Annotated in this window: 9 protein-coding genes; 1 reads left to right on the forward strand and 8 read right to left on the reverse strand. The window is 62.2% G+C overall.

From position 1 onward, the window contains the following. Nucleotides 1-526: 526 nt before the first annotated feature. The 5 genes from ACYPXD_RS26350 to leuS all read right to left on the reverse strand — a co-directional run bounded on the left by ACYPXD_RS26350 (nucleotide 527) and on the right by leuS (nucleotide 6,928). Complete coding sequence (locus ACYPXD_RS26350; RefSeq protein WP_459718515.1) at nucleotides 527-943, reverse strand: CopD family protein; 417 nt, start codon at nucleotides 941-943, stop codon at nucleotides 527-529. Nucleotides 944-995: 52 nt separating this feature from the next. Continuing rightward, nucleotides 996-2,267 carry a glutamate-5-semialdehyde dehydrogenase gene (locus tag ACYPXD_RS26355; RefSeq protein WP_459718153.1) on the reverse strand — a complete coding sequence of 424 codons (1,272 nt, stop codon included), beginning with the start codon at nucleotides 2,265-2,267 and terminating at the stop codon, nucleotides 996-998. A 199-nt stretch (nucleotides 2,268-2,466) separates the two neighbouring features. Next, nucleotides 2,467-3,636 (reverse strand): DNA polymerase III subunit delta, encoded by a 1,170-nt coding sequence (gene holA / locus ACYPXD_RS26360; protein ID WP_459718157.1) that lies wholly within the window; start codon nucleotides 3,634-3,636, stop codon nucleotides 2,467-2,469. Between the two features lie 48 nt (nucleotides 3,637-3,684). Further along, on the reverse strand, nucleotides 3,685-4,236 hold the full coding sequence (locus ACYPXD_RS26365) for an LPS-assembly lipoprotein LptE (protein WP_459718160.1): 552 nt from the start codon (nucleotides 4,234-4,236) through the stop codon (nucleotides 3,685-3,687). 97 nt (nucleotides 4,237-4,333) lie between these two features. After that, nucleotides 4,334-6,928 carry a leucine--tRNA ligase gene (leuS, locus tag ACYPXD_RS26370; protein ID WP_459718163.1) on the reverse strand — a complete coding sequence of 865 codons (2,595 nt, stop codon included), beginning with the start codon at nucleotides 6,926-6,928 and terminating at the stop codon, nucleotides 4,334-4,336. A 531-nt stretch (nucleotides 6,929-7,459) separates the two neighbouring features. On the opposite strand from leuS, the gene ACYPXD_RS26375 reads away from it, so the two are divergent. Next, nucleotides 7,460-10,777 (forward strand): ESPR-type extended signal peptide-containing protein, encoded by a 3,318-nt coding sequence (locus ACYPXD_RS26375; RefSeq protein ID WP_459718166.1) that lies wholly within the window; start codon nucleotides 7,460-7,462, stop codon nucleotides 10,775-10,777. 192 nt (nucleotides 10,778-10,969) lie between these two features. Here the strand turns inward: ACYPXD_RS26375 and ACYPXD_RS26380 are convergent, their stop codons facing one another. The 3 genes from ACYPXD_RS26380 to dapB form a co-directional block, all read right to left on the reverse strand. Beyond that, nucleotides 10,970-11,428, reverse strand: coding sequence for an ExbD/TolR family protein (locus ACYPXD_RS26380; protein WP_459718169.1), 459 nt, complete (start codon nucleotides 11,426-11,428; stop codon nucleotides 10,970-10,972). Between the two features lie 34 nt (nucleotides 11,429-11,462). Further along, a complete protein-coding gene (locus ACYPXD_RS26385; RefSeq protein ID WP_459718172.1) occupies nucleotides 11,463-12,179 on the reverse strand; it encodes a MotA/TolQ/ExbB proton channel family protein in 717 nt (238 codons plus the stop codon). Nucleotides 12,180-12,362: 183 nt separating this feature from the next. Next, on the reverse strand, nucleotides 12,363-13,160 hold the full coding sequence (dapB, locus tag ACYPXD_RS26390) for a 4-hydroxy-tetrahydrodipicolinate reductase (protein WP_459718175.1): 798 nt from the start codon (nucleotides 13,158-13,160) through the stop codon (nucleotides 12,363-12,365). Nucleotides 13,161-13,166: the final 6 nt, after the last annotated feature.

A 13,166-nucleotide genomic window follows, 5' to 3' on the forward strand; every position in this document is an offset into this window, starting at 1 on the left:
ACTTCAGACCGGCCTCGGGACACGAGAAGTCGTGAACCGCTATCGCGTGTCGATCGGCCGAAGCCGGAAGGTGGGACAGGAGAAATTTGATATAGAGAGAATCCGCCTAGCCCATCTACCGCGGGATGAACTTTATTTCCAGGAGTCTTAAGCGGATATCGGACTACTCCGAATAGGGCGTGAGGGACTTAAAAACGCATTAGAACAATGGCGTAGGACGCCGTAAGCGAATTGTCAAACGAGCGTTTTAGAGCACTTCGATGGCGAACGTCATCGACTAAAACAGGACGACGCGCAATGCAAACGCCTGCGATGCGATCACGATTGCGAACCGAGAAATAAGCGTGCGAGCGAAGTACTCACCACACAGAGACCCGTGGCGAATTCCATGCCATTTGATGGATGAGAATCAGGAAGAAAAGAGCGCCTGAAAAGCCGAAATGGCCGCGCAGAAAAAAGCAAAGGCGCCTACCGACTGCAGAATCGGTGGCGCCTCATTAAAGGATTGCGAACGACTTGAAGAGATTTAAAACGGCTTGATTACGACCAACGCGACTGCGGCAAGCATCCCGAGCACCGGTAGCTCGTTGAACATCCGATACCACTTATGCGAGCGCCGGTTTTCGCCGCGCTCGAACGTGCGCAGCAACAGGCCGCAGTACACGTGATACAGCACAAGCAAAACCACTACCCCGACCTTCGCGTGAATCCACCCCTGCCCGCGCCCAATCCCCACCGCGAGCCAGAGCCACAACCCGCAAGCCAGCGCCGGCACCGCAATCAGCGACATAAATCTGAACAGCTTGCGCGCCATCGTCAGCAATCGTGCAATTGCCGCCGGCTCAGTCTCCATCGCCAGATTCACAAAAATCCGCGGCAAATAAAAAAGCCCGGCAAACCAGGCTGCGATCAATACGATATGAAACGTTTTGATCCAGAGCATCGATAAAGTCCCTGTTCTTTGTCGTCGTTCGAATGTGACTGCGAATCGAAAATTACTGACGTCCTTCGCCATGCCCCAGCACGACATACTTCAACGACGTCAATCCTTCGAGGCCCACCGGCCCGCGCGCATGCAGTTTGTCGTTGGAAATGCCAATCTCCGCGCCCAAGCCGAATTCGAAGCCGTCGGCAAAACGCGTCGACGCATTGACCATCACACTCGCCGAATCCACCTCACGTAGAAACCGCATCGCGCGGTCGTGATCTTCGGTGACGATTGCATCCGTATGCGCCGATCCGTACGTGTTGATGTGCTCGATCGCCTCGTCGATGCCTTCGACAATTTTCACCGCCAGCACCGGCGCGAGATACTCGGTGCGCCAATCCTCTTCGGTCGCCTCGACGAGCGGCCCGACACCCGCAGCTCGCAGCAATTCGCGCGCCGCCGCATCCACGCGCAACTCCACATCCTTTTCGCGATAAAGCTTGCCGAGCTTCGGCAGCACCTGCTCAGCGATTCCGCGCGCCACGAGCAGCGTCTCCATCGTGTTGCACGTGCCGTAGCGATGCGTCTTCGCGTTATCGCAGACGTTCATCGCTTTCGCGATATCCGCGCGCTCATCCACATACACGTGGCAAATGCCATCGAGATGCTTGATCATCGGCACGCGCGCTTCCTCCATCAGCCGCGCGATCAGGCTCTTGCCGCCGCGCGGCACGATCACGTCGATGTATTCGGTCATCGTGATCAGCTTGCCGACCGCCGCGCGATCCGGCGTTTCGACCACTTGCACGGCGTCCTGCGGCAATCCGGCCGCATCGAGCCCTTCGCCGATCAGCTTCGCAAGCGCCGTATTGCATTCGAGCGCTTCCGAACCGCCGCGCAAGATCGTCGCGTTGCCCGACTTCAGGCACAGCGCGGCCGCGTCGATCGTCACGTTCGGCCGCGATTCGTAGATGATCCCGATCACGCCGAGCGGCACGCGCATCTGTCCGACCTGGATGCCGCTCGGCCGGTATTTCAGATTGCTGATCTCGCCGATCGGATCCGGCAGCGCGGCCACCTGCCGCAGGCCTTCGACCATCGTCTTCAGCGCCTTGTCGGAGAGCGTCAGACGATCGACGAACGCGGCATCATGGCCTTTCTCGCGAGCCTTCGCGACGTCGCGCGCATTCGCTTCCTTCAACACGGCCGTATCGCGCTCGATGGCCCGCGCGACCGCTTCGAGCGCGGCATTCTTCGCCGCCGTCGACGCGCGCGCCATCGCGCGCGAGGCGCGGCGCGCGCGGCGGCCGAGGTCGGTCATGTACTGGTCGATATCCATGGTGGTTTCCGTCGGACCGCGCTTTCACGACGAGGCGCGGATACTATGAGTTAGCGAACGTTGGATCGATTGTAAGTCCCGGCGCAAATGTACGCGCCGCGACAGGATGAATTGGGCCGACGGGTGCGTATCGCGCCGCAGCAACGCGCCGCGCGGCACATCGGCCATCGTGGGTACGCGGCGACCGCGCGCAGGGCTGCTAAGAAGGCCGCCGCGCAGACGCCGCGGGCGACGGTCGCCCAGCCGCCGTGGCCGGTACGTTTGTCGGCGCCCTGGGCATGCCCGACGCCGACGCCCGTGCGCCGTTACCCGGGGCCGGCGACGACGCCACCGTCATCGCCAGTTCAAAGAGCCCCGCCCACGGGTCAGGCGGCGGGTCGCTAAGCCGCTTGCCCGGCGTGCCGCCCGACAAACCCTTCACTTGCCGATCGAGCTTGGCGGCCAAGGTCAGCGCCTTCTCGAGCGCCGCTTCGGTCACGCGCGACAGCGCTGGCCCGATGAGCCGCTCGCGCGGTCCCCACACGCGATTCTCGCGCGTCAGCATCGCGAGCGGCTTACCCGCCGCGACGCCGCGTTTGATCCGCAGCAGCGTGCGGATTTCCTCCACCACGGCCCACAGCACGAGCACTGCGGCCTCGCCTTCACCGCGCAGACCGTCGAGCATCCGCGACAGGCGGCCGACATCGCCCGCCAGCATCGCCTCGTTCAGCTTGAACACGTCGTAGCGTGCAACATTCAGCACGGCGTCGTGAATCTGTTCGAAGCTCAGCACGCCCGCCGGATAAAGCAGCCCGAGCTTCTGGATTTCCTGGTGCGCGGCCAGCAGATTGCCCTCAACCCGCTCCGCCATGAACTGCAATGCCCGCCGGCCGTCTTCGCCCGGCGCAACGCGTTGCTGCTGAAGCGCGAGCCGTTGCCCGATCCAGCCTGGCAATTGCGCGCGCTCGACCGGGTCGATCTTCAACGCGACGCCCGCATCCGCCAGCGCGGTGAACCAGCCGGCTTTCTGCGTTGCCGCGTCGAGTCGCGGCAGAGTGACAAGCGTAAGCACATCCGGATTAGCCGCATCGGCGAGCGTCTTCAGCGCCTCCGCGCCTTCCTTGCCCGGCTTGCCGGTCGGAATGCGCAACTCGACCAGTTGCTTGTCGCCAAACAGCGACATCGACTGGCTCGCACCCAGCAGCGAACTCCAGTCGAAGCCCCGCTCGACGGTGAACACATTCCGGTCCGTGAACCCCGCCGCGCGCGCCGCGGCTCGAATCCGGTCGCACGCTTCCTGCGCAAGCAGATGCTCGTCGCCGTACACGACGTACAGGCCGGCGAGCCCCTTGGCCAGATGCGGTTCAAGCGCGTCAAGTCGCAGTTGCATGGTCAGACAGGATCAGATTTCGGTAGCAGGAAGCGAAAGCAGCATTCATCAAAGCGGCGGCGGCGGCAAGGGCGCACGCGGCACCACGGCGGGCACTTCCTGCCCCGGCGCCGGATGCAGCGACTTCACAATCGCAAGGCGTCGCCATAATTGATCGACCGCGTCGTTGCGCATGTCCGCGTAAAGAATGTCGGCTTCCGCTGCTTTCGATTGCGAGAACTGGTCGCTATAGGTCATCGCGCGGTTCAGCGCAATGATGCTCGGCGGAATCAGCACGGTACCGTCCGAGCCGACCAGCGAGTAATTGATCGAATACGTCAATGCATATTCTTCGACCACGCCGAGCGAATTCAGCGTCAGCACGCTGTTGCCGAGCACCTCCGTGACGCGCAGCACCGCATCCGCATTGGCCGGCGAATTGACGATAACCGTGTCGCTGCCGCCCTGCACAATGCGCGTGAGGCGCGCAGAGAACGCCGGCGGCGCGCCGGCGATGGCGAGACGCTTGAACGCATAGTCGGACTGGCCGCGCAGCTGGAAGCCGCAAGCGGACAACATCGCTACACTGCACGCAAGCGTCAAAAACGATCTGCGAGTCACTTTGGCTCCTGGTTCGCAGTTAATTCTTCGGCACACGGCGGAACATGACGGCACGCAGCGAGGCGCCTGCGCTGCGCTCCCGCTTGGCGGCAATCACTTACGCGACGATATTGACAAGCCGTCCGGGCACGATCACCACCTTCTTCGGCGGCCGCCCTTCGCTGAACTTCGCGAACATTTCGTGTGCAAGCGCCGCCTGCTCGATCACTTCGCGCGCGGCATCCTTCGCGACCGTCAGCGCGCCGCGCACCTTGCCGTTCACCTGCAGCACCAGTTCGATCTCGGCCTGCTCGAGCGCTTTTTCGTCGACCTTCGGCCACGGCGCATCGAGCAGCGCACCGAACTCGTCCGCATAGCCGAGTTCCTGCCACAACTGGAATGTGACATGCGGCACGACCGGATACAGCACGCGCAGCAGGATGCCATACGTCTCGCGCAACACGCCCGCTTGCGCGTCGCGCGCGCCTTCGATCGCGTTGAGCATCTTCATTGCGGCGGACACCACCGTGTTGTACTGCAGGCGCTGGTAATCGAAATCGGCCTGCTTCAGGACGGTGTGAATCTCGCGGCGCACCGTCTTTTCGGATTCCTTCAGTTGCGTGGCGTCGAATGACGCGCGCTCGCGCAATACCGCGAGATTCGCATGAGCGAACGCCCACACGCGACGCAGGAAGCGGCTCGCGCCTTCGACGCCGGCACCCGACCATTCGAGCTGCTGTTCCGGCGGCGCCGCGAACATCGTAAAGAGACGCGCGGTGTCGGCGCCGTGCTGATCGATCAGCACCTGCGGGTCGACGCCGTTGTTCTTCGACTTCGACATCTTCTCGACGCCGCCCAGTTCGACCGGCTGCCCGTCCGCATTGAGCGTCGCACCAACCGGACGACCCTTGTCGTCATGCGTGACGGTCACGTCGGCCGGGTTGTACCAGGTCTTCTTGCCCGTTTTGTCTTCGCGATAGAAGGTCTCGTTCAGCACCATCCCTTGCGTGAGCAGGTTCTTCGCCGGCTCGCCGAACTTGACGATGCCGAGATCGCGCGACACCTTCGCCCAGAAGCGCGAGTAGAGCAGGTGAAGAATCGCGTGCTCGATGCCGCCGATGTATTGATCCATCGGCATCCAGTAGTCGGTGCGCGCGTCGACCATCGTTTGCGCGTCGGGCGCCGCGTAGCGGTAGAAATACCACGACGAATCGACGAACGTGTCCATCGTGTCGGTTTCGCGCTTCGCCGCGCCGCCGCACTTCGGGCACTTGCAGTTGACGAATGCTTCGGACTTCACGAGCGGATTGCCCGTGCCGTCCGGCACGAGGTTCTCGGGCAGCACGACCGGCAAGTCTTGCTCGGGCACCGGCACGTCGCCGCACGTCGGGCAATGGATGATCGGGATCGGCGTGCCCCAGTAGCGCTGGCGCGAAATGCCCCAGTCGCGCAGACGATACGTGACCTGCTTGTCGCCGACGCCGAGCGCCTTCAGATCGGCAGCGATCGCGTCGACGGCCTGCGTGTAATTGAGCCCGTTGTACTTGCCGCTGTTGATCAGCGTGCCGTTTTCCTTGTCGCCGTACCACTCCTGCCAAGTATCGGTCGAGAACGTCTGGCCTTCGACCGCCACCACCTGCTTTACCGGAATGCCGTACTTCCTGACGAACGCGAAGTCGCGCTCGTCGTGCGCCGGCACGCCCATCACCGCGCCTTCGCCGTAGCTCATCAGCACGTAGTTGCCGATCCACACCTCGACCTTCTCTTGTGTGAGCGGATGCGTGACGTAAAAGCCGGTCGCCATGCCCTTCTTTTCCATCGTCGCCATATCGGCTTCGGCGACGCCGCCGTGCTTGCATTCATCGATGAACGCCTGCAGTTCGGGCTTGCCCTGCGCGAGGCGCGTGGCGAGCGGATGCTCGGCGGCAATCGCGCAGAACGTGACGCCCATGATTGTGTCGGCGCGCGTCGTGAAGACGCGCAGCAGCTTCTTCTCGCCGTCGATTTCGTACGGGAAGCCGAAGTTCACGCCGAAGCTCTTGCCGATCCAGTTCTGCTGCATCACCTTCACGCGCTCGGGCCAGCCGAGGCCTTCGAGGTCATTCAGCAGTTCGTCCGCGTACTGCGTGATGCGCATGTAGTACATCGGGATTTCGCGCTTTTCGACGACCGCGCCCGAGCGCCAGCCGCGACCGTCGATCACCTGCTCGTTCGCGAGCACGGTTTGATCGACCGGATCCCAGTTGACCGTGCCCGTTTTTTTGTACGCGATGCCCTTCTCGAGCATCTTCAGGAACAGCCACTGGTTCCACTTGTAGTAGTCAGGCTTGCAGGTCGTGACTTCGCGCGACCAGTCGATCGCGAGACCCATCGACTGCATCTGGCCCTTCATGTACGCGATGTTGTCGTACGTCCACTTCGCCGGCGGCACGTTGTTCGCCATCGCGGCGTTCTCGGCGGGCATGCCGAACGCGTCCCAGCCCATCGGCATCAGCGTGTTGTAGCCGTTCATCCGCAGATAGCGGTACATCACGTCGTTGATCGTGTAGTTGCGCACGTGCCCCATGTGCAGCTTGCCCGACGGGTACGGCAGCATCGACACGCAATAGAACTTGGGCTTGCTGGCGGTTTCCGTCGTTTTGTAGGCGTCGGTCGCGCGCCATTGCGCTTGCGCGGCGGATTCGACGTCGGAGGGAACGTATTTTTCGTGCATGGTCGGTGGTGTCGATGGTCGGTGCTGATGCACCAGGACCGGTGCTCGGCTACGTGAAGGATCCGCGAAGCCCCGATTTAAGGGGAAAGCGAAGATTATACCGTTCGATGCGGGGGCGGAGGTTGGCGGCGGCTGGGGCGGCAAGGCCGGACGCAGGAGGCTATCGGTGCTCTCGTTCCGCGCTGGGCGCCTGGAGGCTATAACGCCCTCCGCTCGAAATCGCCAACAGGTGTGCTCACCTGACTGTCCGCTGGCCCGCTCCAATTTCAAACTGGTTTTGGACATTTTTATCTCTCGCCTCCGAGCGCAAATGTCCGCAAACCAATCAACGCCGCGATTTATTTTAAGACTGTTTAAGACTCGTCTTATGCCGATCTTAAAAGACCATCTCTAAAATTTCCTCTGTCGCGCTAATCAAATACCCCCACAGGCCGGTCGATCAGGGGATTGCGAGAATGCAACTGAATACATTCACTATCGATAAGCGCACCCCTTTCAAATTTTTTCATTATTTTTTATTTGGACTCAATTATGAATCGTGCTTACCGTGTCGTCTGGAATGCAATTACTGAAGCCTGGAGCGTCGCCTCGGAATTGGCGAAGAGCAAAAAAGCCTCGAGTGGGCGGGCGAATGTAGCGCTCGCCGCTTTTCTGACTGCAGTTGGAACCGCTTCGATGACCGGCGCGGAAGCAGCCCCATCGAACTCATATGCGGTAGGCATCCTAGATCCCTTCAATGCGCTCTGCCTTTCGTCGGCCAACCAAAGTGGCCTCGACTCCTCCTTTAAAGACTGTGATGTCCACAGTGGCAATACTCAGGCAGCAATGGTGTCGTACGATTCAAATGGTAATTGGGGATCATGGATCAACGTGACCAATCCGAACTTCGTGGGATTGGGAGCGGGCGGCCAAACGAAGCTGACCATCCGTGATACTGGCATTGATGCCTACGATCAGTTGCGGATGAACAACCATGTAATCACTGACTTGAGCGCGGGACAAATCTCCGCTACCAGCACGGATGCGGTGAACGGTTCACAACTCTACGCAACGAACCAGAACGTGAGCTCACTGAGCACGCAGGTCACCAATATCAACGGCCGGTTGGCGGATGCTGTTAAATATGATTCGTCGGCGCACGACAAGGTGTCGCTCTCAGGTACGGCTGGCACGACGATCACGAACGTGAAAGCGGGCGCAGTCAGCGCGACCAGCACGGACGCGGTGAACGGTTCACAACTATACGCAACAGACCAGAACGTGAGTTCACTGAGCACGCAGGTCACCAACATCAACGGCCAGTTGGCGGATGCTGTTAAATATGATTCGTCGGCGCGCGACAAGGTGTCGCTCTCAGGTACGGCTGGCACGACGATCACGAACGTGAAAGCGGGCGCAGTCAGCGCGACCAGCACGGACGCGGTGAACGGTTCGCAGCTCAACGCGACGAACACGAACGTGACGAACGTAACGAACTCGGTGAACAACATCACCAACGGGAACGCGGGGATCAAGTATTTCCACGTGAATTCGACGGCCGCTGATTCGATAGCGAATGGCCCAGGAACCGTCGCCATTGGAGGGAGCGCACGGGCGGATGCGTCCGATAGCATTGCAATTGGTACAGGCGCTTTCGTACCTGGCTCAGGGACAGGGGATATCGCGATTGGTAAGAATGCCAAGGCGGAGCTTTACGCGACTAACGCTGTGGTGCTTGGCGCCGATTCGTACACCAATCGTAGCAATACCGTGTCGATCGGCTCGGCGGGTAGCGAACGTCAGATCGTGAACATGGCCAGGGGCACGGCGGATACCGACGCGGTAAACGTCTCGCAGCTCAAGGGCGTAACCACGGCACTGGGCGGCGGCGCAGCGGTGAACGCCGACGGCACGATCAAGGCGCCGACATACACGGTGCAAGGCCAGACGAAAAGCGACGTCGGATCGGCGCTGACCGCACTCGACACGGCAACAACCGGCAACACAACCTCGATCTCGAACCTGAGCAACACGGTAAACAACATCACCAACGGCACAGTCGGCCTCGTACAGCAGGACGCGACCACGAAAGCGATCACCGTAGCGAAGGCAACCAACGGCACGACGGTAGACTTCACCGGCACGGCAGGCGCACGTCAGCTCAAGGGCGTGGCGGCAGGCAAGGCCGACACCGACGCAGTGAACATGGCGCAACTGAAGTCCGCGGGTCTGAATGTCGACACCTCGGGCAACGTGACGAACGCGTTCGTGGCCTATGACGACGCGAGCAAGGGCAAGATCAGCCTGGCGGGTACGTCCGGCACGACCATCACGAACCTGAAGGCAGGCGCAATCAACGCCACCAGCACGGACGCCGTGAACGGCGCGCAGCTCTACGCCACGAACCAGAACGTCGCGCAAAACACCAGCGACATCTCGACGCTCAGCACGAAGATCACCCAGATCAACGGTGAAATGTCCGACGCGGTGAAGTACGACTCGTCGGCGCACGACAAGGTCACGCTGTCGGGCACGGCCGGCACGACGCTCACGAACCTGAAGGCAGGCGCGGTCAACGCCACCAGCACGGATGCAGTGAACGGCTCGCAGCTCTACGGCGTGAGCAGCTCGGTTGCTAACGCGATCGGCGGCGGCTCGACGGTCAACGCCGATGGCACGATCTCCGCGCCGAGCTATGTCGTCGACGGCAAGACGGTCAGCAACATGGGCGACGCGATCTCGAACATCGACGAGCGCACCACCACCAACAGCACCGCGATCAACAACATCAATGACACGTTGGACAGCATCACGAACAGCGGCGCCGGCATCAAGTACTTCCACGCCAACTCGATCCTCGCCGACTCCCAAGCGATCGGACTCGACGCGGTAGCGATCGGCGGCAATGCCCGTGCTCAAGCCGACAACTCGGTGGCGCTCGGCGCGAACTCGGTGGCCGATCGTGCGAACTCGGTGTCGGTCGGTGCGGTGGGTGCGGAACGCCAGATCACGAACGTCGCAGCCGGCACGGCGGACACCGATGCGGTGAACCTTGCCCAGCTCAAGGCTTCGGGTCTCGTCAACAGCGACGGCAGCACGAACGCCGCAGCCACGTACGACCATAACGCCGACGGCTCGGTCAACTACAGCAGCATGACGATGGGCAACAACGTCGACGGCGGCACGACGATCCACAACGTCGCAGCCGGCACCGATGGCAAGGACGCGGTCAACCTCGACCAGATGAACTCCGCGATCTCGAACGTGACGACCATCGCCAACAACGCCAACAACCCGCACTTCGCAGCGAACGGCAGCCGCGAAACGGAAGCCGCAGTTGCAGGCGGCAACCACGCGACGGCGATGGGCGCGAACGCCAAGGCATCGGCGGATAACTCGGTAGCGCTCGGCGCGAACTCGGTGGCTGATCGTGCGAACACGGTATCGGTCGGCGCAGCGGGCAGCGAACGCCAGATCGTCAACGTGGCCGCCGGCACGCAAGCCACCGACGCGGTGAACGTCGAGCAGATGAACGCCGCCGTGAACAACGCGATCGGCAGCATGCCGGCTGGCATGACCGCGAAGGACTACACGGATTCGCGTGTCAACTCGGTGCAGAACTCGGTGAATCAGGTCGCGAAGAATTCGTATGCCGGTATCGCGGCGGCGATGGCGATGCCGAACCTGACGCCGTCCCAGCCGGGCAAGACGGTCGTCGCGGCGGGTAGCGGCATGTACAAGAGCGGCGCGGCGGCAGCGGTGGGTGTGACGCACCGTTCGGCCAACGGCAAGTGGCTGACCAACGGGGCTATCTCCGTGACGTCGACGGGTGACGCCGGTGCCCGCGTGCAGGTCGGCTACGAGTTCTAAGTCGCACTTGAGACGGACGCGCCGGAAGGTGCGGCGCGTACCGTCAAATCAAGCGACTTGAGTTGGTTCAGGCGCGGTTGGCTGGTAACAGTCAACCGCGCTTTTTTTCGTTACACGCGTTCGTGCTTCTCTCGCCTCGTGGTGGTCCTTCGGATCGGAAGCCGTTTGCCCGACCACGCGACACCCGGATCGTTATGGCGGACCCGTCACCGCTTTGTCCGAAGCTCGTCCGTCGGTCGCAACGGGCTGCGTCACAAAGCCGATCCGCTCCACGCCTGCCTGCTGCGCAGCGCCCATCACCTGCGCGATCACCTGGTACTGCGTCGTCCCATCGGCGCGCAAATGAATTTCCGGCTGTTCTTTCTGCTTGCCCGCTTCGATCAATCGCGCGCGCATCTGGTCAAGCGTGACGGACTTGTCATCCCAGTAGATCTTCCCCGCTGCATCAATGGAAAGCGTCACCGTCTGCGGCGTCTCGCGCGCCTCGGCGGCCGCGACGCGCGGCAAATCCAGCCGTATCGCATGCGTGAAAAGCGGCGCGGTAATGATGAAAATCACGAGCAGCACCAGCATCACGTCGATCAGCGGCGTCATGTTGATGTCCGCCATCGGTGCGGCTGTCTTGTGTTTATCGAGTCCGCCGAATGCCATATGCGTCTCCGTTGCGCCCAGTACCGGGCACAGGTCAGCGATGTGCGGCCGCGTTGCGGCTTGCGTGCTCGGCGGCGTCACGCGGCCGTTCGGCCGGCGCGCAGAGATAGGCGTGCAAATCGTGCGCGAAGCCGTCGAGTTCCTCCGAAACCTGTCGCACGAGGCGCCCGAGCACGTTGTACGCGAGCACCGCCGGAATCGCGACCACCAGCCCGAACGCCGTCATGATCAGCGCCTCGCCGACCGGCCCGGCGACATTCTCGATCATCGCCTGCCCGCTTTCGGCGATGCTGCCGAGCGCGTGATAAATGCCCCACACGGTGCCGAGCAAACCGACGAACGGCGCTGTGCTTCCCACCGATGCCAGCAGCACCTGCCCGAACTCGAGCCGCCGCTGCGATTTGCTGAGCGCCTCGCGCAAGGCACGCAGCACACGCTCGCTGCGCTCGACGCGCGCAAGCATCGCGCCCGGCATTTCGACTTCGGATGCGCGCAGCGCGGCTTCCGCAAGCGGCGCGAAGACGCGCTCGCGATCGACGCGCCGCAGCGCGGTAATCCCATCGGATAGCGTGGGAGCCTGCCAGAACGTGGCGACCGCGCGCGGCCCTTGCCGCTTTGCGCGCCCAAGCATCCAGCCCTTGACGATCAGACAACACCAGCTGGCAATCGACATCGCCGCCAGCACGTACGCGACACCATGCGTGATGGCGTCGCTGGTTTGCAGATAATGGAGGATGCCGGTGCTTGCCATCTGACCTCGCAACTTGAAAACGCGATGTGGACCTTCGTGCGGCGCGCCCGGCGGCATGCCGCAAAAGCGGAATGCGGCACTGCGGACAATGCGGACAACGCGGACAACGCGGACAACGCGGCCCGGCGACTCGACGGCTCAGCGCCGGACGGGAAACGGACGCGCAGCGCCGGCGGACCTCGCCTAACGCAGCCCGAGCACGTCCTGCATATCGTACAGACCGCTCGCATGCCCCGCGAGAAACCGCACCGCGCGCAGCGCGCCCTGCGCATACGACAGCCGGCTCGCCGATTTGTGCGTGATTTCGATGCGCTCGCCGGTACCGGCAAACAGCACCGTATGGTCGCCGACAATATCGCCGCCGCGAATCGCCGAGAAACCGATCGTCGACGGATCGCGTTCGCCGGTCACGCCATGCCGGCCATACACCGCGCAATCGTCGAGCGTGCGGCCGAGCGCGCCGGCAATCGTTTCGCCCATCATCAACGCAGTGCCGGACGGCGCATCGACCTTATGACGATGATGCGCCTCGATGATCTCGATGTCGTAACCCTGCGCGAAGTGGCGCGCCGCAAATTCGAGCAGCTTCAGCGTGACGTTCACGCCCACGCTCATGTTCGACGAAAACACGATGCCGGTTTTCTCGGCCGCGGCGCGCAGATGCGCCTTTTGCGCGTCGTCGAAACCGGTCGTGCCGATCACGACCTTCACGTGGTGTTGCAACGCCGCGTCGACGTGCGCGATCGTTCCCGCAGGACGCGTGAAGTCGATCAGATAGTCGGATTTCGCGAGCACGCCGTCGATATCGTCCGATAACAAGACGCCCGTCTGCTTGCCGAGGAACGCGCCCGCGTCCTGGCCCAATTGCGGCGTTCCGGGGCGATCGAGCGCCCCCGAAAGCGTCACGTCAGATTCGTTGAGAACGGTTTCGATGAGCATACGGCCCATACGGCCCGATGCGCCGGCAATGGCAATTTTCATGGCTGA

Source organism: Paraburkholderia sp. 2C (assembly GCF_054589215.1).

Bases quoted from the DNA above. Each gene is read 5' to 3' on its own strand.
- holA (WP_459718157.1), bottom strand. From the start codon at position 3,636: ATGCAACTGCGACTTGACGCGCTTGAACCGCATCTGGCCAAGGGGCTC.
- ACYPXD_RS26355 (WP_459718153.1), bottom strand. From the start codon at position 2,267: ATGGATATCGACCAGTACATGACCGACCTCGGCCGCCGCGCGCGCCGC.
- leuS (WP_459718163.1), bottom strand. From the start codon at position 6,928: ATGCACGAAAAATACGTTCCCTCCGACGTCGAATCCGCCGCGCAAGCG.
- ACYPXD_RS26380 (WP_459718169.1), bottom strand. From the start codon at position 11,428: ATGGCATTCGGCGGACTCGATAAACACAAGACAGCCGCACCGATGGCG.
- dapB (WP_459718175.1), bottom strand. From the start codon at position 13,160: ATGAAAATTGCCATTGCCGGCGCATCGGGCCGTATGGGCCGTATGCTC.
- ACYPXD_RS26385 (WP_459718172.1), bottom strand. From the start codon at position 12,179: ATGGCAAGCACCGGCATCCTCCATTATCTGCAAACCAGCGACGCCATC.
- ACYPXD_RS26350 (WP_459718515.1), bottom strand. From the start codon at position 943: ATGCTCTGGATCAAAACGTTTCATATCGTATTGATCGCAGCCTGGTTT.
- ACYPXD_RS26375 (WP_459718166.1), top strand. From the start codon at position 7,460: ATGAATCGTGCTTACCGTGTCGTCTGGAATGCAATTACTGAAGCCTGG.